At 63.7% G+C, this 21,784-nt stretch carries 28 protein-coding genes and 1 riboswitch; of the genes, 20 read left to right on the top strand and 8 right to left on the bottom strand.

Annotated features, from left to right (window positions below; translation table 11 throughout):
• Positions 1-12 precede the first annotated feature (12 nt).
• The 6 genes from ACM6UT_RS00235 to ACM6UT_RS00210 all read left to right on the top strand — a co-directional run bounded on the left by ACM6UT_RS00235 (position 13) and on the right by ACM6UT_RS00210 (position 7,438).
• Entirely contained in the window at positions 13-1,398 is a 1,386-nt protein-coding gene (locus tag ACM6UT_RS00235; RefSeq protein ID WP_416795370.1) for an aldehyde dehydrogenase family protein, read from the top strand.
• On the top strand, positions 1,395-2,540 hold the full coding sequence (locus tag ACM6UT_RS00230) for an iron-containing alcohol dehydrogenase (protein WP_416795369.1): 1,146 nt from the start codon (positions 1,395-1,397) through the stop codon (positions 2,538-2,540). Before ACM6UT_RS00235 ends, ACM6UT_RS00230 begins: the two co-directional genes overlap by 4 nt.
• A 217-nt stretch (positions 2,541-2,757) precedes the next feature.
• Positions 2,758-3,477, top strand: a complete 720-nt coding sequence (locus ACM6UT_RS00225) for an AAA family ATPase (protein WP_416795368.1) — start codon at positions 2,758-2,760, stop codon at positions 3,475-3,477.
• A 483-nt stretch (positions 3,478-3,960) separates the two neighbouring features.
• Complete coding sequence (locus ACM6UT_RS00220) at positions 3,961-4,785, top strand: CHAP domain-containing protein (protein WP_416795367.1); 825 nt, start codon at positions 3,961-3,963, stop codon at positions 4,783-4,785.
• Positions 4,786-4,797: 12 nt separating this feature from the next.
• Positions 4,798-6,594: a hypothetical protein gene (locus ACM6UT_RS00215; protein WP_416795366.1), complete on the top strand. Its 1,797-nt coding sequence runs from the start codon at positions 4,798-4,800 to the stop codon at positions 6,592-6,594.
• Positions 6,595-7,174: 580 nt separating this feature from the next.
• Positions 7,175-7,438 carry a hypothetical protein gene (locus ACM6UT_RS00210; RefSeq protein ID WP_416795365.1) on the top strand — a complete coding sequence of 88 codons (264 nt, stop codon included), beginning with the start codon at positions 7,175-7,177 and terminating at the stop codon, positions 7,436-7,438.
• A gap of 61 nt (positions 7,439-7,499) precedes the next feature.
• On the opposite strand, the gene ACM6UT_RS00205 is transcribed toward ACM6UT_RS00210, so the two are convergent.
• Complete coding sequence (locus ACM6UT_RS00205) at positions 7,500-8,825, bottom strand: L,D-transpeptidase (protein ID WP_416795857.1); 1,326 nt, start codon at positions 8,823-8,825, stop codon at positions 7,500-7,502.
• A 196-nt stretch (positions 8,826-9,021) separates the two neighbouring features.
• Between ACM6UT_RS00205 and ACM6UT_RS00200 the strand changes: the two genes are divergently transcribed.
• The 3 genes from ACM6UT_RS00200 to ACM6UT_RS00190 all read left to right on the top strand — a co-directional run bounded on the left by ACM6UT_RS00200 (position 9,022) and on the right by ACM6UT_RS00190 (position 10,656).
• Positions 9,022-9,855, top strand: a complete 834-nt coding sequence (locus ACM6UT_RS00200) for an aldose 1-epimerase family protein (RefSeq protein ID WP_416795364.1) — start codon at positions 9,022-9,024, stop codon at positions 9,853-9,855.
• 78 nt (positions 9,856-9,933) lie between these two features.
• Positions 9,934-10,272 (top strand): protein tyrosine phosphatase family protein, encoded by a 339-nt coding sequence (locus tag ACM6UT_RS00195; RefSeq protein WP_416795363.1) that lies wholly within the window; start codon positions 9,934-9,936, stop codon positions 10,270-10,272.
• Between the two features lie 42 nt (positions 10,273-10,314).
• Positions 10,315-10,656: a RidA family protein gene (locus ACM6UT_RS00190; RefSeq protein ID WP_416795362.1), complete on the top strand. Its 342-nt coding sequence runs from the start codon at positions 10,315-10,317 to the stop codon at positions 10,654-10,656.
• 6 nt (positions 10,657-10,662) lie between these two features.
• Here ACM6UT_RS00190 and ACM6UT_RS00185 read toward each other — a convergent pair whose 3' ends face one another.
• Entirely contained in the window at positions 10,663-11,688 is a 1,026-nt protein-coding gene (locus ACM6UT_RS00185; RefSeq protein WP_416795361.1) for a LysR family transcriptional regulator, read from the bottom strand.
• A 112-nt stretch (positions 11,689-11,800) separates the two neighbouring features.
• Between ACM6UT_RS00185 and ACM6UT_RS00180 the strand changes: the two genes are divergently transcribed.
• From ACM6UT_RS00180 to ACM6UT_RS00165, 4 genes are all read left to right on the top strand, one after another.
• Positions 11,801-12,103: a monooxygenase gene (locus ACM6UT_RS00180; RefSeq protein ID WP_416795360.1), complete on the top strand. Its 303-nt coding sequence runs from the start codon at positions 11,801-11,803 to the stop codon at positions 12,101-12,103.
• Between the two features lie 12 nt (positions 12,104-12,115).
• The gene (locus ACM6UT_RS00175) at positions 12,116-12,397 is read left to right on the top strand and encodes an antibiotic biosynthesis monooxygenase family protein (protein WP_416795359.1); all 282 of its coding nucleotides are present in this window, start codon (positions 12,116-12,118) and stop codon (positions 12,395-12,397) included.
• Between the two features lie 223 nt (positions 12,398-12,620).
• Positions 12,621-12,947, top strand: a complete 327-nt coding sequence (locus ACM6UT_RS00170; RefSeq protein WP_416795358.1) for a hypothetical protein — start codon at positions 12,621-12,623, stop codon at positions 12,945-12,947.
• A gap of 135 nt (positions 12,948-13,082) precedes the next feature.
• Positions 13,083-13,958 (top strand): metallophosphoesterase, encoded by an 876-nt coding sequence (locus ACM6UT_RS00165; RefSeq protein ID WP_416795357.1) that lies wholly within the window; start codon positions 13,083-13,085, stop codon positions 13,956-13,958.
• Here ACM6UT_RS00165 and ACM6UT_RS00160 read toward each other — a convergent pair.
• The gene (locus tag ACM6UT_RS00160) at positions 13,948-14,649 is read right to left on the bottom strand and encodes a helix-turn-helix transcriptional regulator (RefSeq protein WP_416795356.1); all 702 of its coding nucleotides are present in this window, start codon (positions 14,647-14,649) and stop codon (positions 13,948-13,950) included. The genes ACM6UT_RS00165 and ACM6UT_RS00160 overlap by 11 nt on opposite strands.
• 130 nt (positions 14,650-14,779) lie before the next feature.
• On the opposite strand from ACM6UT_RS00160, the gene ACM6UT_RS00155 reads away from it, so the two are divergent.
• The 3 genes from ACM6UT_RS00155 (at position 14,780) to ACM6UT_RS00145 (ending at position 17,235) form a co-directional block, all read left to right on the top strand.
• Positions 14,780-15,409 carry a LysE family translocator gene (locus ACM6UT_RS00155; protein WP_416795355.1) on the top strand — a complete coding sequence of 210 codons (630 nt, stop codon included), beginning with the start codon at positions 14,780-14,782 and terminating at the stop codon, positions 15,407-15,409.
• A 368-nt stretch (positions 15,410-15,777) separates the two neighbouring features.
• Entirely contained in the window at positions 15,778-16,221 is a 444-nt protein-coding gene (locus ACM6UT_RS00150; protein ID WP_416795354.1) for a c-type cytochrome, read from the top strand.
• Between the two features lie 96 nt (positions 16,222-16,317).
• Positions 16,318-17,235: a c-type cytochrome gene (locus ACM6UT_RS00145; protein ID WP_416795353.1), complete on the top strand. Its 918-nt coding sequence runs from the start codon at positions 16,318-16,320 to the stop codon at positions 17,233-17,235.
• 88 nt (positions 17,236-17,323) lie between these two features.
• Here the strand turns inward: ACM6UT_RS00145 and ACM6UT_RS00140 are convergent, their stop codons facing one another.
• Positions 17,324-17,560 (bottom strand): DUF1127 domain-containing protein, encoded by a 237-nt coding sequence (locus tag ACM6UT_RS00140; protein ID WP_416795352.1) that lies wholly within the window; start codon positions 17,558-17,560, stop codon positions 17,324-17,326.
• Positions 17,561-18,016: 456 nt separating this feature from the next.
• Between ACM6UT_RS00140 and ACM6UT_RS00135 the strand changes: the two genes are divergently transcribed.
• From ACM6UT_RS00135 to ACM6UT_RS00120, 4 genes are all read left to right on the top strand, one after another.
• Positions 18,017-18,241 carry a hypothetical protein gene (locus ACM6UT_RS00135; RefSeq protein WP_416795351.1) on the top strand — a complete coding sequence of 75 codons (225 nt, stop codon included), beginning with the start codon at positions 18,017-18,019 and terminating at the stop codon, positions 18,239-18,241.
• Positions 18,242-18,257: 16 nt separating this feature from the next.
• Positions 18,258-18,472: riboswitch (cobalamin riboswitch) on the top strand.
• Positions 18,473-18,599: 127 nt separating this feature from the next.
• Positions 18,600-18,785: a CbtB domain-containing protein gene (locus ACM6UT_RS00130; protein ID WP_416795350.1), complete on the top strand. Its 186-nt coding sequence runs from the start codon at positions 18,600-18,602 to the stop codon at positions 18,783-18,785.
• Positions 18,786-18,797: 12 nt separating this feature from the next.
• Positions 18,798-19,544, top strand: coding sequence for a CbtA family protein (locus ACM6UT_RS00125; protein ID WP_416795349.1), 747 nt, complete (start codon positions 18,798-18,800; stop codon positions 19,542-19,544).
• 7 nt (positions 19,545-19,551) lie between these two features.
• Positions 19,552-19,836 carry a hypothetical protein gene (locus ACM6UT_RS00120; protein ID WP_416795348.1) on the top strand — a complete coding sequence of 95 codons (285 nt, stop codon included), beginning with the start codon at positions 19,552-19,554 and terminating at the stop codon, positions 19,834-19,836.
• 9 nt (positions 19,837-19,845) lie between these two features.
• Here the strand turns inward: ACM6UT_RS00120 and ACM6UT_RS00115 are convergent, their stop codons facing one another.
• The 4 genes from ACM6UT_RS00115 to ACM6UT_RS00100 form a co-directional block, all read right to left on the bottom strand.
• A complete protein-coding gene (locus ACM6UT_RS00115; protein ID WP_416795347.1) occupies positions 19,846-20,412 on the bottom strand; it encodes a type 1 glutamine amidotransferase family protein in 567 nt (188 codons plus the stop codon).
• 25 nt (positions 20,413-20,437) lie between these two features.
• Complete coding sequence (locus tag ACM6UT_RS00110; RefSeq protein WP_416795346.1) at positions 20,438-21,010, bottom strand: GNAT family N-acetyltransferase; 573 nt, start codon at positions 21,008-21,010, stop codon at positions 20,438-20,440.
• 143 nt (positions 21,011-21,153) lie between these two features.
• The gene (locus ACM6UT_RS00105; protein WP_416795345.1) at positions 21,154-21,510 is read right to left on the bottom strand and encodes an HVO_A0114 family putative DNA-binding protein; all 357 of its coding nucleotides are present in this window, start codon (positions 21,508-21,510) and stop codon (positions 21,154-21,156) included.
• The gene (locus ACM6UT_RS00100; RefSeq protein WP_416795344.1) at positions 21,483-21,761 is read right to left on the bottom strand and encodes a toxin-antitoxin system TumE family protein; all 279 of its coding nucleotides are present in this window, start codon (positions 21,759-21,761) and stop codon (positions 21,483-21,485) included. The genes ACM6UT_RS00105 and ACM6UT_RS00100 overlap by 28 nt, the downstream gene beginning before the upstream one ends.
• Positions 21,762-21,784 lie beyond the last annotated feature (23 nt).

Here is a 21,784-nt window from a genome sequence, read left to right as displayed (position 1 = left end):
GGAATTAAGATCATGACAATGATCCAATGTATCTCGCCGATCGACGGATCGGTCTATGCCGAACGCCAGGCGATGTCGCTCGAAGCGGCGAAGGACGCCGTCCAGCGCGCGCGCAAGGTGCAGAAGGCCTGGGCGCGGCGCCCGCTCGAGGAGCGGGTGCAGCTCGTGCTGAAGGGGGTTGCCCGCCTCAACGAAATGTCCGACGAGGTGGTGCCGGAACTCGCCCACATGATGGGCCGGCCGGTGCGCTACGGCGGCGAGTACAAGGGCTTCAACGAGCGCTCGAACTACGTCGCCTCGATCGCGGCGGATGCGCTCGCGCCGCTGGTGATCGAGGACAGCGCCACCTTCGAGCGCCGCATCGAGCGCGAGCCGCACGGCGTCGTCCTCGTCATCGCGCCGTGGAACTACCCCTACATGACGGCGATCAACACGGTGGCGCCGGCGCTGATGGCCGGCAACACGGTGGTCATCAAGCATGCCACCCAGACGCTGCTCGTCGGCGAGCGGATGGTGCGCGCCTTCGTCGAGGCCGGCGTTCCGGAAGACGTCTTCATCAACCTCTTCCTCGACCATGCCACCACCACGGCGCTGATTGCGACCGGCAGCTTCAACTTCATCAACTTCACCGGTTCCGTCGAAGGCGGACGGTCGATCGAGCGGGCCGCCGCCGGCACCTTCGCCGGCCTCGGGCTGGAACTCGGCGGCAAGGACCCGGGCTATGTGATGGAGGACGCCGACCTCGACGCCGCCGTCGATACGCTGATGGACGGCGCGACCTACAATTCCGGCCAGTGCTGCTGCGGCATCGAGCGCATCTACGTGCATGAGAGCCTCTACGACGCCTTCGTCGAGAAGTCGGTCGCCTGGGTCTCCAACTACAAGCTCGGCAACCCGCTCGATCCGGAAACGACGCTCGGGCCGATGGCGCACCGGCGCTTTGCTGCCCATGTGCGTGAGCAGATCGCCGCCGCTGTCGCCAAGGGCGCCAAGGCGCTCGTCGATCCGAAACTCTTCCCGCAGGATGACGGCCACGCCTACCTGATGCCGCAGATCCTCGTGAACGTCGACCATTCGATGTCGTTCATGAAGGACGAGACCTTCGGCCCGGCCGTCGGCATCATGAAGGTGAAGAACGACGCCGAAGCGATCGAGCTGATGAACGACAGCCCCTACGGCCTCACCGCATCGCTCTGGACGCAGGACCCGGCGCGCGCCGGGCGCATCGGCCGCGAGATCGAGACCGGCACCGTCTTCATGAACCGCGCCGACTATCTCGACCCGGCGCTCTGCTGGACCGGCTGCAAGGAAACCGGCCGCGGCGGATCGCTGTCGGTCATCGGCTTCCAGAACCTCACCCGTCCGAAATCCTACCACCTCAAGAAGGTCACGAAATGAATATCGTCGCAAACTGGAGCTATCCGACCGCCATCAAGATGGGCCGGGGTCGGATCAAGGAGCTCGCCGACGCCTGCAAGTCGCTCGGCATGAAGAAGCCGCTGCTGATCACCGACCGCGGGTTGGCCTCGATGGCGATCACCCAGGGGGCGCTCGACGTTTTGGAAGAGGCGGGCCTCGGCCGCGCGATCTTCGCCGACGTCGACCCGAACCCGAACGAGAAGAACCTCGAGGCCGGCGTGAAAGCCTTTAAGGACGGCGGCCATGACGGCGTCGTCGCCTTCGGCGGCGGCTCGGGCCTCGACCTCGGCAAGTGCGTCGCCTTCATGGCTGGCCAGACGCGGCCGGTCTGGGACTTCGAGGACATCGGCGACTGGTGGACGCGGGCGAATGTCGAGGGCATCGCCCCGATCGTCGCGGTACCGACGACCGCCGGCACCGGCTCGGAAGTCGGCCGCGCCTCGGTCATCACCAATTCGCAGACGCATGTGAAGAAGATCATCTTCCATCCGAAGTTCCTGCCGGGCGTCGTCATTTCCGACCCGGAACTGACGGTCGGCATGCCGAAGATGATCACCGCCGGCACCGGCATGGACGCATTCGCCCACTGCCTGGAGGCCTATTCCTCGCCGTTCTTCCACCCGATGAGCCAGGGCATCGCGCTCGAAGGCATGCGGCTCGTCAAGGAGTTCCTGCCGCGGGCGTACGCCGACGGCACCGACATCGAGGCACGCACCAACATGATGGCCGCCGCCGCGATGGGCGCCGTCGCCTTCCAGAAGGGGCTCGGCGCGATCCACTCCCTCTCGCATCCGATCGGCGCGGTCTACAACACCCATCACGGCATGACGAATGCCGTGGTGATGCCGCCGGTGCTGCGCTTCAACCGCGCGGAGATCGAGGAGAAGATCGCACGCGCCGCCGCCTATCTCGGCATTACCGGCGGCTTCGACGGCTTCTACGACTACGTGCTGGCGCTCCGCTCCGAGCTCGGCGTTCCGGACAATCTCACCGCCATGGGCATCAAGCCCGACCGCATCGACGAGCTGACCGCCATGGCGATCGAGGACCCGAGCTGCGGCGGCAACCCGGTCAAGATGACCTTCGAGAACACCAAGGCACTCTTCCTCGAATGCTTCTGAGGCGTTTCGTCCTCAGTTGACATGCAAGGGCCCGCGTTCCCAGGCGCGGGCCCTTTTTCTTTTCAGCATCAATGGGCTGGCGGAAGCGGCGTGGGGCGGCGGGCAAGCCCCGTTTGCCCTTTGTTAACCATAATGAACGAGAGTGACGGTCATCGACGCCATGAGCGCGGTGTCGGCGTGAGCGATGTCGGCTCGCCGCACTTTCGAGGACAAAAGCATGCCAGTCATCTCATTTGCCAACGCCAAGGGCGGCGCCGGAAAGACCACCGCGGCGCTGCTGCTCGCCACCGAACTCGCACAGCAGGGGTTCCGCGTCGCGATCATCGACGCCGATCCGCAGCACTGGATCAGCCAGTGGCACGAGCTTTCCGGCCCGCAGCGAAATATCGAGGTGATCTCCGAAGTCTCCGTCGCCTCGCTGCAGGGGCACATCGCCGAATGCGCGCGCACCGCGGACTATACCGTCATCGACCTCGCCGGCGCGCGCGACGCGATCGTGACCACCGCGATCGGCCTTTCCGACCATGTGATGATCCCGGTGCAGGGCTGCGCGATGGATGCGCGGGGTGCCGCGCAGATCCTCGACCTGATCGGCCTCATCGAGGAGAAGGGGAGGCTGACGATCCCGCATTCGGTGGTGCTGACCCGCGTGACCTCGATGGTGACGACGCGGGCGCTGCTTACGATCAAGGGCCTGTTGCAGGCCCGCGGCGTCAACGTCGTCAACACCCCGATCGTCGAGCGCAACGCCTTCCGCGAAATCTTCGACTGCGGCGGCACGTTGCACACGATGGACCCGGCGAAGATCAGCAATCTCGACCGCGCCCGCGAAAATGCCCGCGCCTTCGCGCTCGAAGTCATGCGCGTGCTGCCGGTGAAGGTGGTGCGCTCGCAACCCGCCCGCCGGTTTCTGCGGGTGGTCGGCAACGCGGCGTGAGGGTGACAAGACAGTGAGAAAGCCGCTGGCTGGGGGGTACCCGTCCGGCGGCTTTTTTGTGTGGTGTGGGGGGACCAAGGGCTACATGATTGGGCGGGATGCGGACGCGGTCGGTTTGAGTGAGCGACCGTTTGGGGCCGCTTCCTGACTATCGGGTCCTGGAGGTCCAGGATGAATAGCTGCTATAAGTGCTGGCGACTTCCATGACCGCTTCCGACCTTAATTGCGGTCGTTTATCGTTATAATGATGTGCCTTAAAGCGGACGTCAGGATAGCTGAAGCTGTCGCATATTTTAGGATTTTCGCGACACGAAAATGGCAGTTATTGCCCCCCCACTCTCTGAGTTCTCCACGGTGACTCGGTGACAGAACCAAGGCCAAACGCAGAACGGCAGCACGGGTTTTTGAGTTCCCACACGGGATCGATCTTGACAGTAGATTATCTGAGGAGCCTACTAGTAAACCTCTGCTAGGGAGGGAACAATGAACTTAAATCGGAGGCGTGCATTAACGGTTGGAATAGTATCAGCATCAAGCGCGGTTTTCGCTCCATGGATTCGCAAGACGAATGCGCAGAATAATCAAGTAGAAGAGCTAGACTTCGAGTTTGATGCCCCCGTTCAATGGCCTGTTGGCGAGGCCATTCCTACCCTTGATCAGTATGAGAAGCAGTTGGACCCGATTACCGGGCCTGAGAATCCATTTAGGTCAGAGCGGAAACGAGCTGCTGAACTGCTTAGGGAGATGGACGAATTCACGAAGGGCGGAAAGTCCCCGTATCAGATAGCCCAGCACTTCCTGGCGTGGCGCCAAGGTATTGTTCAAAACGACAGCGACCAGGACCGGAAAGATCGCCGCTACTTTACGAGGGAATGGCCCGTTCGAGGGAACCCCATCATCATGGGCTTCTTTGATGCGACTGGATTTCGAACCCCGGTAGGAGATACAACGTACTGGTGCGCTGCCTTCGTAAGCGATTGCATCAGAAGATCACTGATGTCGCGAGGTAACAACAAGCGACTCTGGCCCTACAATGAAGGGGCCGCTTCGGCCGCATATCGAGGATTTGGTTCCAGCGTAAATGACCCCAAGAAGGGAGACATTGTTGTCTTTCAGAACAATGGGGAAGCTTGGCGCGGTCACGTGGGGTTCGTTCACGCGATTGAAGGAAACATCATCCGGGTGTTAGGCGGCAACCAGGGTGCTCAGAACGAATACAACGGCGGCGAGGTGAATGTTAGCCCGTTCAACAAGAACTCTGCCCGGCTTAAGTTTCATTCCTTCCGCAGGTCCGATATTCTCGCGTGAGGGATGTTGCACATGAGGTATCGAACTCTCGGTATTGGGCTATTGGTCGCTGGACTAAACGTCGGTCCAGCGGCTGGGCAGCAATGCGAATATAAGCGGCCGTCCGATTCAGTCTTTGATATAGTTAATTATCAAGGTTCCAAATCTGGAACGGCTGTCTTAATAAATCGTGAACAAGGTCTGTTCCTCACCGCCCTTCATTTACTAGGGTCATCAAAACTCCGACTTAAGCGAGATGGGCAGGAGTTTCCCTTCTCAAAGGTGCTAGCTGGAAGCAACTCGGCAAGCCTCTACGAAGACTGGGCCATCATCACGACGGGCAAAGAAGCAGGCCTCTACGAGGGTATCAATCTCATCTACGATCTGCCTTCACCAGAGTCCTTGCGCAATGCGGCAGTCTACAACAGCGCCCATTCAGTCGGTAACGTGGGTAGCGTCAAGTGGAACGAAAGCATCGAGGACGGGAAAGCTTGCGCCGGAAGCGGCGTGACTATGATGAGATTCAATGACTATGACAAAGGCGACAGCGGATCGCCGGTCTTCTCTCCCGACGAGTGCGGTATTGTAGGCTTGTCATCTCGCTTCACTCTCTCTGACAACGCAACGGATGCACAAGAGAAGGAAGTTGTAGAGCTCTTTGAAAAGCTCTCGGAGAATCTTCCAGCTGAGGATCGATCCAAGATCGACAAGGAAACGACGCTTGAAGGGAAAACCACGGTTGTCCGCGAGCTGCTCAAGAGTGAAATTTACGTCAAAGTTGTACCAACGAAATGTGTCGTTGACGCTGTGGTCAAAGAGAGCTTTGTGAAGAAGAACCAAAGAGCAAGAGAGGCCTTGCAAGCATCCGTGAGGAGTGAAGTGAAGGGAATTTTCGACTACCTTCCAACCATTGACCCCGACAGCGTTTCAAGCATTTCCCGCTTTGCGAACATGGTATTCAAGCAATCCCTGCGGTGGCCTGAGATCATCGAATTATGGAATAGATACTATCAGGGAAAAATGGATCGAACCTTGAGGTCTGGCACATTGTCTCTCTCACTGAGAGCTGCGATCCATGATGCATCGAAGGATCGGAAATTCGCCTATCTTTACACGACATACGAACGGGAGATGAAACTGGTTTCCGCTGCCGCGCCAACGTTCGATGATTTTGCACAAGAAGGACTGGATTATCAGCAGTTCACCGAGAAGAACAGAGACATTCCGAAGACCCCTGCGAAGGAGTTGGATTTTGGAAGCGCTCCGACTTCAGGCAAGGGCGTAGAACGTATTGCGCAAGGCCTCGAAATGCTCAACCTGCTAAAGGGCCTCAACGCAGATGATCGGTCTAACGATGCGCTGGTGTCATTCTATCAGAATGAAACATCCCGGCTGTTGACGGCAGGAATCTCCGGCACGAAAGACGGTTCACCTATCAACTCAGATACGACAGGGAGGGTTTTGATCGGGCTTGCCGAAATAGCCGAGTACACCCCGAGGTCGATGATCGATGACAACCAGCTTAAGAACTTGTCTGAGCTCTCAATCGCTCTCGCCAATCTAGGTAAAGACAAGATCGATCCAGGTAACACAGAATACGTTTCCCGCTACGACAAGATAATCACCCTAAATTCTTACATGCCAAATCCTTACATATCTGAATATGCTAACGAAAATAAGGTGGATCCCGATCTGAAATTCCTCTGCCCGCAGTGCAAGGAGTTTGATCCGGGTGTGTTGGCAGATCAGCCACCACCGTGGGCGAATCCGTACCTTGGCCCTAGCCTAATCCCTGGACTCGATGGGCCTAGAACCCTGCAAGGTGGGTGAGGTAGATAAAGCCTCACTTCTCCCGCCACACAGGCACCCGCTCGAACCTCGGCACCGTGGGGGCGCATTGCAGCCGGGGCTGGGCGGCCAAGCGGCAGCATAGCGCCCGGAGCCTGAACCTGCCAATCCGGTTCCCCCACCCAAAAGCCGCCGCTCAACCGTCGTGAGAATCCCAAGTTTTGCGCATAACCGCCAGCACTGAACTTTCAGGGGAATTTCTGGCGCAAAAGTCGAGTGCAAAACTCCGACCTGTACGACGGGTTTTTGCGAGATTGGAAGACCGCCTTCACCCTCTGTCAGTCCAAAGCCGACTGACGGGTTCCCACCCCCAAGTCTGTCATTTGTCTGATTTGCCGGACGGCGGCTTCCAAAAAATTCAAAAAGGCAGACCGAACGACCGAAACGAAGGCGCATAGCGGCCGCCTTCGCCCTCCAATCCACTAATTCGACGGCACACCGGGGGGATCAAATTGGCGGCTGCCTTTCCACTAAAGGTTGCCGCATGATCGTGCCGTCCCAGCCTTTGCGTGTTATGAGCACGCATACTCATTTGATTCATACTGCAAGCTGGAGAGACACCATGGGAATTATCGCCGCCATCGCTTTTCTGTCACTGGCCGCGTGGTGGTTCGTGCCTTCGCCGAAGACGGGCATCTCGTGGCTGGGGATGATCTTCTTCGTTCTGGGGCTCGCTCCCATCGCCACCATCACCAGCTTTCATCCGTATATGCTGCTGGCAATCGCGCAGTCGATCGTAACGCTGCCATTGATCCCCGTCGGTATCGCCGTCATGGCTGTGGGCCATTACCTCGCGACATCGAAGGCGCAGAAGACCAAGCTCTGAGGCGGAGAGGGGTGCAGGTCGCCGATCCAAACCCTTGAATGTCTTGCGGCGACTATACCCCTCAATCCACAAACTCGACCGTCACCCCCGGCGAGACCATCTTGGCGAGTTCTGTCGCGTCCCAGTTGGTGAGGCGGATGCAGCCGTGGCTCTGGGTTCGGCCGATCTTTGCGGGTTCGGGCGTGCCGTGTATGCCGTAGGTGGGCTTGGAGAGCGCCATCCAGACCGTGCCGACCGGGCCGTTCGGTCCCGGCGGGATGGCGAGCACCTTGTTGTTGCTGCCCTGCTGGAAATTGATCTTCGGATTGTAGGTGTAGCCCGGGTTCAGCGCCACGCGCTCGACGGTGACGATGCCGGACGGCGAGGGGGTGTCGGACGAGCCGATGCTCGCCGGATAGGCGGCGACGAGGCTTCCGTCCTCGCCATAGGCGAAGACCTGCTTCTTGCCCTTGTCGGCGACGATACGGGCGACCTTGCCTGTCTTCGGCTTGCCGGGTTCCACGACCTTGATGATTGTGCCGGGGACGGTGAAATCGACGCCCGGATTGAGGGCGCGCAGGTAGTTCTCGTCCATGTGGAACTTTTCAGCCAGCATTTCCACGGTCGAGGTGTAGGCGAGCGAGGGGAGTTGCGCCTTGAGGCTGTAGTCCTCCGGGATCGAGGCGACATAGGGCCCGGCGGCGTCGCCCGGCGTGATCGTGTAGGAGGTCACCGCCATGCCGCCCGACATGCGCAGGCGTTCGAGGATGTCCTCGGCATTGTTCGGGTCGATGGTCTCGCCGGTCATCTCCTGCCAGGCGACGAGCGACTTGTTGACGTTCTGGCCCATCTTGCCGTCGATGACGCCCGGCGACGCGCCTTCGCGGTCGAGGAAAACCTGCAGCGCGGTGATTTCGAGCTGCGAGAGGTTGCTTTTGACCGGAATGTCGGGCGTGACGATGGTCTGCGGCGCCTGGTCGACCGGCGGCGGCATGTCCGGCCCGCCCGACGGCATGTCCGGCAGCGGCTGGTCGAGGGGCGCGCGGTCGATCGTGCCGGGTCCCGGGATCGCGCCGGTGACGACGCCGTCATCCTCCCAGCCGGGGGCGGGGGCGCCGTAATCGTCGTAGGACGGCTGCTCCGCGCCGGGGCGGCGGCGGGGGAAATAGGTGTCTGCACGCACTTCGGTGGCGATCACCCGGCCGCGGCGGTCGATCAAGACACGGCGGCCCATCTGGTCGCGGCTCACCACGACCTCGCCCTCTTCGGGCGTGTAGCCGAGAATGTCGCCTTCCGGCGTCACCAGCAGGGTGTCGCCGCGATAGGGATCGAACCCTTGCGCCTCGGCCGCCGTCCACGCCGCCGAGCCGGCTGCCAGCGTTGCTACTACCAGTCCTGCTTTCCACATGTCGGCCACGATGACGAGGTTCCTCAGATGAATGTCGGCTGCGACAGACGCGACAAATTTGACACTAGTGTGGAAAAGGTGAATTCATGGTGAATATTCAGCTAATTGTGATTGTCGGTGTTTCGTCCGGCGTCCAAGAAAGAGCTGCGGCAGCTGATTTCACGCCGTGGCCGATGTCCTCCCGAAGGAGCAATTCATGATCGAATTCAAGGGGCTCGCCGGCCCTTCGCTGACCCTCGACCGCAGCTCCGTGCTCGATATCGGCGCCTGTATCGTCGACGGCGTCGACCTTGCGCCGGGGCGTGCTATCCCCGACGACGGCGATCCGCGAATCGACCATTCGCTGGAAGGCTTCCTCTTCACCTGCGGTCCGGACCACATCCGCCATCCCGAGCCGATCGGCGAGGGGCGCGGCACCTATCCGCTGCACGGTTCGTTCTCGTCGCATCCGGCGGAAATCCTTTCCTTCGAAACCGTGGAGGGTAACGCGGAAGCGCGGGCGGTTGTTTCCGTGCGGCTCGCCGACGGCGGCAGCGCGAGACTGGAGCGGCTCTGGCGGATCGACGGGGAGACCGGCGAGGTCCAGCTTTCCGACCGGGTGACGAACAGCGGGGAGGCGCCGTTCCCGGCGATGCTCATGTACCACATGAACGTCGGCGCCCGGCACTTCGACGACGGCGTGCGGCTTTCCGGCGCCATGCTCGAGGGCGGCGGCCTTCTCTGGGCCTTCGGGGCGGATCCCGGCGGGGTCTTCTGCGTGCCGGCGGTCGAGGAGGGCGAGCCCTGGGCGGAGGTGCGCCTCGGGCCGATCCGAGCGATCGGCGGCAAGACGCTGCGCGTCCGCTTCCGGACCGATACGCTACCCTTCCTGCAGATCTGGCGCAACCAGCAGGCGCCGGCGAACGTGCTCGGCATCGAGCCGGTCTCGCATCGCTGGGAGCCGCGAGGCGTGCTCGCCAAGCGCGGCGAACTCGAACTGCTGGCGCCCGGCGAGGCGCGGGATTATGCGCTTTCCTTCGCGTTCGTGTGAATGACGGCCCCGGGCGATTGACGCCCGTCGGCCTTGATCGTAGAGGTTTCTCCCGCATCAGGAAGGGAGAGCCTCGCCATGGACATCAGGCAGATCGACGAGGAATATTCGGTCACCGGACAGATCACCGTGTCGGACCTAGACACCATTTTCGAACTCGGCTTCCGGTCGGTCGTCTGCCACCGGCCGGACCACGAGGAACCGGGCCAGCCGCTGTTTTCCGAGATCGAGCAGCGCGCGGCTGAACTCGGCCTGAAGATCGCCCATATCCCGGTCGGCCCGATGGGCGTGACCTCGGAGGCCGTCGCCGGCATGGTCGACGCGCTCGACGATTTCGAGCGGCCGATGCTCGGTTATTGCCGCTCCGGCGCCCGCTCGACCGCCATCTACCAGAAAAGCCTGCAGCTGCGCGACTGAGCGGCTGCCGCCTTCATCCTTCGACACAACAGGAGAATTGACATGAGCATCAAGCGCATCGAACCCGGCGCCCGCATGAGCGGTGCCGTCGTCCACGGCAACACCGTCTATCTCGCCGGTCAGGTCGGTGAGGGCGCGACCGTCACCGAACAGTCGAAGTCGGCGCTCGCCGAAGTCGACCGCCTGCTCGCCGCCGTAGGTTCGGACAAGTCGAAGATCCTGCAGACGATCATCTATCTCTCCGACATGTCGACGTTCGCCGAGATGAACGCCGTCTGGGAAGCCTGGATCGACCCGAAGAACCCGCCGGCCCGCGCCACCAGCCAAGCCGCTCTCGCGACGCCTGCCTACAAGGTCGAGTTCGTCGTCACCGCCGCGCTCTGATCACCGTCATCTGGCGGATGAGAGGCCGGGAGCGATCCCGGCCTCTTTCGTTTTGGGGCGACCTGGCGCGATAAGGTTCCCGATCTCTTTCTTCGTCGTGGCAGCGCGGTCAGCTTCCCGCTTCGGCGTCCAGGGATCGATGTCCGCGCCGCCGCCGAGGCGCCCGACGAGGAAGTCGATGAAGAGCCGCGTGCGTGCCGGCAGAAGCTTGAGATGCGGAAAGAGCACGTGGATGTGGAGCGCGCCGGCGTCGTAATCGTCGAGGAGCGGTACGAGATCGCCGCTCGCCAGCGCCTCGCTGCAGACGAAGCTCGGCAACAGGCCGATGCCGGCACCGGCGAGTGCCGCCTGCAGGAGCGCCTCGGCGCTCGTCGACAGCATCCGTGGCGAAATCCGCACCTGTTCCTCCCTTCCGTCTCGCTCAAGGCTCCAGGTGGTCCAGGGCTGCGGCACGGCGAAGGTGAGGCAGGCGTGATCGGCGATGGCGGCGGGCGTCTGCGGCCGGCCGTTTCGCTCCAGATAGGCGGGGCTCGCCACCAGGTGAAAGCGCGAGAGCGCCATGCGCCGGCCGACGAGGCCGGTATCGAGGCTGCGGGCGATGCGGATCGCCACGTCGAAGCCTTCCTGCACGATGTCCACCGACCGGTTCGAAAGGTCGAGCACGAGGTCGATGTCGGGATGCCGTTCCAGGAACGAGGCGAGAATGACGGGCAGTTGCCGGTTGCCGAATTCCGTCGGCGCGGTGACGCGGAGCGTGCCCTGCGGGCGGGCGCTGTCGGCGCCGGCTTCCGCCTCCGCCGTCTCGATCTCACGCAGCACGCGGGTGCACCGCTCGAAATAGAGCGCGCCGGCCTCCGTCACCCGCACCTGCCGCGTGGTGCGGTTGAGGAGCCGCGCGCCCGTGCGCTTCTCGAGGTGGCCGAGATGCTTGCTCACCATCGCCGGCGAGAGGTCGAGGCTGCGAGCGGCGGCGGCAAGCCCGCCGAGTTCGACCACGCGCACGAAGACTTGCATGCTTTCGAGCGTATCCATCGGGCCGTCATTCACTCCTGGTTACGGGACCGTTCACCGGCGGCGGGCTTCTGCCCGGCCGCCGCCGACCATAGAAGTGCGCCATCCGTCCGAAACGATCAAGGAGGCCACCATGGCGACATTGCTGCAGATTGATTTTCCCTTCGAAGGCCCGTGGGGCGAGGCGATGACGCAGGCCCTTTCCGGGCTCGCCGCCGACATCGCCGCCGAGGAGGGCCTCCTCTGGAAGATCTGGACCGAGAACCCCGCCGAGCGCCGCGCCGGCGGCATCTATCTCTTCGCTGATGCCCAAAACGCGGCCCGCTACGCGGAGAAGCACAGCGAGAGGCTGAAGGGTTTCGGCATCGCCGAAATCGCCTGCCGATCTTTCGCGGTCAATCCGACGCTCTCGGCCATCACCCGCGCCACACTCTGAGGACATTCCGTCGTGTTCACCACCCTCGCCGAGGTCAGGATCGGCGAACTCGCCCGTTTCCTCTCCGTCTTCGCCACTGCCGGCGCCGCCATGCGCCGCAAGCACGGCAGCACCGGCGCCAGTGTCTTTGCCGCCGACGAGGGCCGGGTCTTCGTCCTCATCGACTGGCCGAGCGAGGAAGCCTTTCTCGCCTTTCGCAGCGATCCCGAGGTGCCGGCGACCATGGCCTCCGGCGGAGCGCTCGCGCCGCCGAGCTTTACCGCCGTCGAACGCGTCGCAAGCTTCCCGGCCTGAGCGGGCAGGGTTCCGGCGCCGGCCAGACGGATCGCCCCCAACCCTCCGGCATGGCCGCTGCGGCGCGCCCGGTGCATTCCTGCGCCGGGCGCCTTCGCTCCCGATGCGCGACCTTCCGCCGGCGCCGCGCGGCGACGTCGCTGCTTGCCGACGGGGCCGGATGGTGGAACAATCCCCGTCGACTGGACGTTTCGCAATCGCTTGAAGACAAAGAGGAGCGACCATGGCCGACAATCCGATTCAGGAACAGATGCGCGAACTTCAGGCGCAAATCCGTGAGCTGCGCCAGACGCTCGGGATCCAGGGGGAGCGCGCCGCAGGACAGCTGCGCGGCCGCGCGGCCGCGGCTCTCGAAGGGGCGAGTCGCACGGCGGGCGATGCGGCGCAATACGCCCGCGACGAAGCCGCCACGGTGGCCGGCGTGGTGCGCGAGCATCCTGCGGCCACCTCGACGGCGCTCCTGATGGCCGGCCTGATCGGCGGCCTCGTGGGCTATTTCATCGCCACCTCGTCGGAGGCGCATCACCGCTCGCATTACCGCTGGTACTGAGCCGGCCGGCCACCGGGCAACACGGCGGGCGATCTTTCGCCCGCCCGTCTTGGTGTGTCGTCCGTCTCTTGTCATCGCACCGTCACATCCGCATTCTAGGAGCGCTCGTCCGTCACCATCGACAGCAGGCGCCTCGTGACCTCTTCCGCTCCCCGTCTCCGTTTCGGCATCATCGCCGATCCGCAATATGCCGCCGCCGAGCCCGATCTGCGGCTCGACCGCTATTTCACCAAAAGCCTGGACAAGCTCGATGAAGCAGTTCGCCGGTTCAACGCCGAGGAGCTGGATTTCGTCCTCACCCTCGGCGACGTGATCGATCGCGGTTTCGAGAATTTCGACGCCGTGCTTTCCGTCTATGCGGGGCTGCGCCACGAATGCCTGTTCCTGCCCGGCAACCATGATTTCAACGTCGAGGAGGCGCGGCTCGGCGAGGTCCATGGACGGCTCCGCATGGCGGTCCCCTATTATGACCTCGTGCGCAACGGCTGCCGCATCGTCGTCATCGAGGGCAGTGACATATCGCTCTTCGCGCCGCCGCCCGGTGATCCCCGCCGCGCGACCGCCGAAGAAATGCTGCGCGCCCTGCAGCAGGCGGGAGCCGCCAATGCCCAGACCTGGAACGGCGGCGTCGGCGAAGCGCAGCTCGCCTGGCTCTCCGGGCGCCTTGCGCTCGCGGAAGAAGCCGGCGAGACGGTGATCGTGATGGGGCATTACCCGCTCTTCCCGCACAACGAGCACAATCTCTGGAATGCGGAGGAGGTCGCCGGCCTGCTCGTCCGCTCGCCGGCGGGCGCCGCCTATTTCTGCGGCCACAATCACGCCGGCAATTACGGCGAACTCGGCGGCACCCATTTCGTCAATTTCCGCGGCATGGTCGATACCGAGCGGGAGAACGCGTTCGCCCTCGTCGAGGTCTTCGACGACCGCATCGACATCACCGGCTTCGGACGCGAATCGAGCCGGAGCCTCAAGCTTGCCGCCGACGCACGGCCCGGCTGGCCTAGCCGCTGACCGCCGCGTCCTCGGCCCGCCAGCCGTCGACCCAGAGCGCCCGCAAGCGGTCGCCTTCGCCCTTGAAGAAACCGTCCGCCTCGGCGCAATGCTCGATCCGGTCGGCACGGAAGTTGCGCAGCGCGTGCCGCAGCTCGCACCACGCGACGATGGTCGCCGTCTGCGAATAGTAGATGAGTGCGATCGGCCGGATGATGCGCTCGCTCGCGCGCCCGAGTTCGTCGCGATAGTCGATCTCGAGCTTGCGCTCGTCGCGGATCGCTTGTCTCAGCAGCGCCAGGTCGACACCGGCAGGCGAGGGGGCGGGGGCGCCCCAGGCATAGAGCGCCTTCGTTTCCAGCGTGCGGCGGAGCGGCGGCGGCATCGCGCCGGCGATCTTCTGGTTCACCCGTTTCGCCGCCTGTTTCAGCCCCTCGTCGCCGGTGCGTTCGAGCAGCGCGAGCGCCAGCACGACCGCTTCGGTTTCCTCGATAGTGAACATCAGCGGCGGCAGGTCGAAGCCGGGCCTGAGAATATAGCCGAGCCCGCGCTCGCCCTCGATCGGCACCCGCATCGCCTGAAGGGCTGCGATGTCGCGGTAGATCGAGCGCTCCGTCACTTCGAGCGCCTCGGCGATGGTGCGCGCCGTCACCGCCTTCCGCGCCGCGCGCAGGATCTGGATGATCTCGAAGAGCCGCGAGGCCTTGCGCATTTTTCGATCCTCCCCGAGAGCGCCTCCTGACAGGACGCTGTCAGTTGCTTCTCGCTAGATTGCCGGTCAACAGGCTGATTTTCCGTCCGAAACAACGATGCAGCCGCTCCGCCCTCGCAAGGATACTGACATGACTTACACGGAAAATCTCTGGCTTTTCTTTCTCCTGATCCTCGGCATCATCATCGTGCCGGGCATGGACATGATCTATGTGCTCGCCAGTTCGCTCTCGGGCGGCCGCCGGCAGGGGCTGACGGCGACCGGCGGCATGATGACGGGCGGGGCGGTGCACACGCTGTATGGCACGCTCGGCACCGGCTTCCTCGTCGCCTTCGCGCCGCGCTTCTTCCTGCCGCTGCTCGTGCTCGGGGCAGCCTACATGATCTGGGTCGGGTTTTCGCTCGTCCGCAGTTCGATCACCGTCTCCTCGGTCGAGGGAGTCGGACGGCGGAGCGGCTGGACGACCTTCCGCCAGGCGGTGACGACCTGCCTTTTGAACCCGAAGGCCTACGTCTTCGTGCTCGCCGTCTATCCGCAGTTCCTGAAGCCCGTCTACGGGCCGATCTGGCTGCAGGGCCTGGTCTTCGGCGTAATGACCATTCTCGTCCAGGGTCTCGTCTACGGCGTGGTGGCGCTTGCCGGCGACCGCGCCCGAAGCTTTTTGACGAACAGCCCGGCGATCACCGTCTGGATCGGTCGTGGAGCCGGCGCGCTCCTCATCACCGCCGCCGCCGTCACGCTCTGGGAGAGCCTCCGGTGAAATTCCCCGTCCACCGTCACCCCGGCCTTGAGCCGGGGTCCAGCCGGCGAGCGTCGGCGAGCCGAAAAGGCGCATGTCCGCTGAAATCGAAGAGTCTCCCCGCGCGATGGACATCGCGCGACTGGATGCCGGATCATCCTCGGGTTTAACCCGAGGACGGGCATGACGGAGGTTTGTCTTCGCACCTCCAATCGCCGCATCCGTTTCCGGCAGCTCCGACGGGTATCGACTTCGTGAACAGGATCAAGGATTTGCCGCCCGCACCGGGCATCACCGGATTGTGACTTCATTCCGCCGCGAACATCCGGCAATCATCGGGTGTTGGTGTCAACGCCGGCGCGACCGGTCATTGAACGGGAGAATTTTCTATGAAGCTGAGATTTGTCGTGGCTGCGGCCGTTACCGCCGCTCTGGGAATGGGCACGGCTTTCGCCGCCGGAGAACCTCAGGTCGTGCGTCAGGAAATGATGGAAAAGGTCGGTGACGCGATGGGCGCCATCGGCGCGATCGTCAAGGGCAAGAAGCCCTTCGATGCCGCGGTGGTGAAGTCCTCGCTGACCACGATGAAGGAGGTCGCCGCAACCTTCCCGGAACATTTTCCCGCCGGCTCCGAGACGGGCTTCAAGTCCGAAGCAAGCCCGAAGATCTGGGAAAACATGGATGACTTCAAGGCCAAGGCCGCCAATCTCGTGAAGGTCGCCGATGCGCAGCTTGCTGCCCTCCCGACCGATCAGGCGAGCACCGGCGCGACCATGAAGACGCTCGGCGAGGCCTGCAGCTCCTGTCACGAGACGTACCGGCTGAAGAAGTAATCGCCCGGGCGAAATGCGACGAAGCGGGTTCCGGCCGAAGACGGCCGGGCCCTCTTTCGGCATATCGCATTCGTCCTGCGTGCTTTCGGAGGTGTCATGGCCCGCAAAACCCTGAAGGCGCTCGGCGCCCTCGTCGTCCTCGGCATCGCTGGCGGCGTCGGCTTCCTCTACGTCACCGCGCCGACCCCGCAAGCCCCTTCCGTCTGGGCGGATCTCGGCACGCCGGACCTCGAAAACGGCCGACGCGTCTTCTTTGCCGGCGGCTGCACGAGCTGCCATGCGGCGAAGGGCGCAACCGGAGACGAGCGCCTCGTTCTTTCCGGCGGAGCGCCGCTTCAAAGCCCCTTCGGCACCTTCTACGCGCCGAACATTTCGAGCGATGCCAAGGCCGGGATCGGCGGCTGGACGCTCGCCGAATTCGGCAATGCGATGACCCGCGGCGTCGGCCCTGATGGCAAACATCTCTATCCGGCCTTTCCCTACGGTTCCTACGCGCGGATGGCGCCGAAGGACGTCAACGACCTTTTCGGCTTCCTGAAGACGCTGCCGGCGAGCGACAAGACGGCGCCGGAACACGCGCTCTCCTTCCCCTTCGACCAGCGCCTGCTGCTCGGCGGCTGGAAGTTCCTCTATTTCTCGGCCGGCCCGCGCGTCGAACTCGCCGGTGCCTCCGATGCGGCGAAGCGCGGCCAATACCTCGTCGAAGGGCCGGGCCATTGCGGCGAATGCCACACCCCGCGTGACGGTTTCGGCGGCTTCAAGGCCGGGCTGTGGCTCGCCGGCGGCCCGAACCCGGAGGGCAAGGGTACGATCCCGAACATCACCCCCGGCTCGAAGACCATGGGCTCATGGACCGAGGAGGATATCGCCACCTATCTCGAAACCGGTTTCACCCCGGCTTTCGACAGCGTCGGCGGTGCGATGGTCGAGGTGCAGAAGAACATGGCCGAGCTGCCGGCCGAGGACCGCGCGGCGATCGCCGCCTATCTGAAGGCCGTTCCTGCGGTGGAATAGGATGGGCGGCGGGCAGCTGCGGAATGACCGGTCGCCCGATCATTCCGCGGCCGGCATAAAGGCCCTGCGGCACCGCCCGGTGCCGTCGTCACAGCCGGATGTCCCAGAGCGTGAACGTCGCCTCGCCTCGGGGATCGTAGGCCTCCGGAAGGCCGACGTCACGGCGCAGGCGATTCGAAAAATGCGAGAGCTGTCCCTCGATCCTCCGGCGCCGGTGGGCCGCCGCGACGAGCGCCAGCGTGCTCCTCCAGAAACCGAATTTCCGGCAGAGTTCGTCGGCGACGACGGGCAGGGCATCAACAACCAATGCGTGTTCTTTGTGCATGATCTTCCGTCCCGGCGCGCCCATGCGGCCAGGTCCTTTCGAAGTTGCGATGGATGACCGGCGCAGACGCGGATACGCACAGAGGTGCGAGCCGTATCAACCGGTCACTTCAAGATGAGTTTGGGGGTGCCTGGGCGGCGGAAATCCGGGCTTTAGAAGCCGCAGACGAAAGTTCGGCGCAGCATCGGCACATACATGGCAGCCGTCGTAGAAGCCGTTCCGCCGAAGAGGCGCGCGGATGTGGTATTGAGTGTCATGTCACGCCTCCTGTGTTGTGAATTGCGGATGCTGGTAACGTACACGAGATTTGCCGATCATCAAGCCTGCAATCGCGAATTGCAGATTTTGCGACAATTCTGTTGCCGATGCGCAACATGGCGGCGTCGAGGCTCCAGCGCCACGCAAGCCCGCCGCCGCTAGTCTCCCGAGATTCGGAACACGCAAAGGGGGCGGGGAATGAGCCTGGAGAGGCGACGGATGGAGCAGGCGCTTGGCCGATTGCTCGACCGCTATCCCGATCCCATGCTGCATCGCTGGGTCATGGAAACGGTCGGCGCTCTCCAGGTGCGGCTGAAGGTGATCGTCGATCCCGCCGAGCGCGACGAGGCTGAGCGGGCCGCCCTCATTCTCATCAAGACGACGCTCCAGAACTGGTCGGAAAAACCACCGGTGCGCCATTGACGGCGGCTGCCGGAGAGTTGATATTCGGCAAGATGGTTCCTTGGAGGCCGCGCTGCCTCGGGGAATAATAGGGAATACGATAGGGGAGACCCCAGAGGGACCCGATTCGTGGCTGCCCCCGCAACTGTGAGCGGAGAACGTCCGGCGCCAAGGCCACTGGAGATATCCGGGAAGGCCGTCCGGACGTGATGACCCGCGAGCCAGGAGACCTGCCATCGCACTGAACCGCCTGCCGGACGGGGTTGTTCCGGGCAGCCGTCGATGCGCTTGCTCCTGTCGGGAGACGCGCCGTCAGACCGGTCCTGTCCTTCGCCTCCGTCCAGGGTGACGAGTTTTCATGCTCCTCGGAGGGACAAACATGACCGCAAACACTGCCGCTTCCACCCTTTCCACTTCCGGCCTCAAGGCCGGCGCGCTGCTGCCCTCGATGATGAGCGTTCTATTCGGCCTCTTCATCGTCGGTTTCGTCGGCTTCTCGCAGCTGGACGTGGTTCACAATGCCGCCCACGACGCGCGGCACGCGAACGCCTTCCCCTGCCACTGACGGGCGGCCGTGATGCACCTCTTCCGATCGCTGGTCTTCGTCTCGGCGCTGGTCGGGCTGATCGTCGGCGCGGTCATCAGCATCGTGCAGTATGTCGGCACCGAGCCGCTGATCTTCGCCGCCGAAGTCTACGAGACCCCCGCACCGGCGCCCTCCGACCCTGGCGGGCATGACGGCCATGACCATGGCGCGGCGGCAGGCGCGGAAACCGCGGCTTCCCCGGCGTCCCACGAGCATGAACACGCGGCGGATGCCTGGGCACCGGCCGACGGTTTCGAGCGGCATTTCGCAACGCTCATCGCCAACGTGCTCACCGCGACGGGCTTCGCGCTGGTGCTGAACGGGCTCATGCAGGCGACGCGCCAGCCGGCGGGCTGGCGGACCGGGCTTGCCTGGGGGCTTTGCGGCTTTGCCGCCGTCATGCTCGCGCCTACGCTCGGACTCCATCCGGAGCTGCCGGGCACGCCGGCTGCCCCGCTCGGCGAGCGGCAGGTCTGGTGGATCGCGACTGCGATCGCGACCGCGGCCGGCATAGCGCTCCTCTACTTCAAGCGCACGCCCTGGGCGGCGGCCGCGGCACTGGTGCTGATCGCGCTGCCGCATGTCGTCGGCGCTCCGCTCGCGCCGGAAGGCGAGGCGGCACTCGCGCCGGAGGCGCTGTCGCGCCGCTTCGTGGTCGTCGCCACCCTGACGAGCCTCGTCTTCTGGGCGCTGCTCGGCAGCCTGTCGGGCTATCTCCGCCAGCGGCTGGAGGCCTGAGGCCGCCATGGCCGGCATCTTCGACTACGACTGGCGCATCGATCTCGATGCGCTGGTCTTTTCGCATCCCGCCTCCGGCAGCCGCTGCTTCGTCCACCGGCTCGCCTTTCGCGCCCTGACGAGGAATGCCTCGCCGACCGCGCAGGACTGCATGAGATGGTTTATACGCCATCGCGCTGCCTTCGAGGCGGCCGCGGACGAGAAGGCGGGGCGTGGCCCCGTTCCCGGCAACGCCTTCAACCTGAACAGCCGCGAGATTCGCCGCGCACTGCGGATGCTGCGTGCAGGCTGATGACCGCGCTCAGCGGTGCTCGGCCGAAAAGACCCCGATTTCGGCCTCGGCCTCAGGGCTCCAGAGATCGAGCGCCTTCAGGATCTCTGTTGTGAAGGTGATCGGCGAATTGCCGGGTGCCGTCACCACCTTGCCGTCCGAGACCGCCTCGGGCCGATCCACGTAGCGTTCCGCGCCGTGATAGCCGGGATATTTTTGGTGCGAGGCGAGTGAATTGCCGGTATGGGCGACGCCGTCGAGGATGCCGGAGGCGGCGACGGCGCTTGCCGCCGCGCAGATGCCGCCGACGACCTTGCCTGCCTCATGGAAGGCGTGGAGGAGGGGCGAAAAGTCCGGCGCCGTTCCCTTTTCCCAGGAGAGGCCGCCCGGCAGCACCAGCGCGTCGAAGCGTGCCGGATCGAGATTGGCGAAGGAGAGGTTGGGCGTCACTTTCAGCCCGCCCATGGAGGTGACCGGCCGGCCGTCGGGCGAGGCGGTCAACACCTCAACGCCGAGATAGGCGCGGGCCGTCGCCATCAGCAGGGCGCATTCCCAGTCGGCGAAGTCTTCGGCAAGGGCAATCGCAATGCGGGTCATGAACCGTCTCCGTCCTGGTTTCCGTTCAGGCGAGGGCCTGCAGGTAGCGCATGCCGGTCACGGGACGCGGCACGAAATCGAGATGCTCGTAGAAGCGATGGGCGGCGAAGTTGCCGGTCGCGGCACTCACCGAAAGGTAGTCGCAGCCGGCGCTGCGGGCAACCTCGCGGGCGCGTTTCACCAGATGATGGCCGATGCCGTTGCCGCGCTGGCCGTCACGGACATAGAGGTGGTGGAGGTCCATGCCGCGCTTTCCCTCGTCGGCCCTGTAGAGCGGCACGAGGATGGCGTAGCCGATCAAGCTCTCGCCGCCGTCGGCGACGAGCGCGCTGATCCACGGCACAGGGCCGAAGAGGTCGCGTTCGAGCTTGTCGGGCGTCATCGCCGAGGCGTCGCCGTGATGTGCGGCGAGTGCGGCGATCATCTCGTTGAGTTCCGGCAGGTCGGAGGCTCGCGCGTGGCGGATCACCACGACCGGCGGTCGGGGCTGGGTGATGTCTGTGTCTTCGGTCATTGTCGCTTCCCTCTTTCGCTCGGTGCCGTCAGGGGAAGCTGTCTTCGAAAACAACAAGGCCGCCTGACGGCGGCCTGTTGACATGATGATCTGTCGGGCCGCCCTTTACCGGTAGGCCCAAAAATACGTGCAGGTGATGAGTGCGCGTGCGTTGATCATGTCGCGAGAGATGCGCCGATTTCAATCGATTGTCAATGGGCGGGAGGTGGCCGGGTTCCTGGCGACGGTCACGCGGCCCGCAGCCTGAAGTCCACATGCACCTCTTCGTAGGGAAAGACGACCTTGCCTTCCTCCGATTTCTCGAGGATTCCCGCATCGAGGAGGGCATGGACGTCGCCGTGAACGGCCTTCACGTCGCGCTCGACCATGCGTGCAATTTCGCGGATCGAGAGCGCGCCCCGGCCGGTCATCGCCTGAAGGATTTCCCATCGCTTGACGGTCAAGATCTTCCACATCAGCTCCAGCGTCGGAAACTCGATATGGTTGCCCTGGGGTTCGCCCCGAAAGGCGGCGGCGAGCCTCCGCTTCGTCTCGTCGAGCGAACAGACGCTGATCGTCACCGTGTTCCGTTCTTTCTCAACCATTCTTCCACATCCTTCCAGAAATCGGCTTCCAACTGCGGGAGGTCGACGAAACGATAGGCGACCTCCCGGTCGCCGACATGCTTGTGATCGCCCTTGCCGGCCTCGTTGTCGTAGCGAAGGACGCATTCATTGTGATGGACAAGGGCGAGGCTGTATTTGAGGTCATGATTGCTTCCCCGCACCTTCTGCGGAACATGCCAGACCTTGATGTCGACGAACGCCGCCTCGGCGACGGCGCGCTTCGTCTTCAACAACCGTTCCGCTTTCATTGTTG

The organism is Ciceribacter azotifigens, assembly GCF_048159625.1.
GTDB lineage: Bacteria > Pseudomonadota > Alphaproteobacteria > Rhizobiales > Rhizobiaceae > Allorhizobium > Allorhizobium azotifigens.
This window is presented reverse-complemented; position numbering and strand designations above follow the sequence as displayed.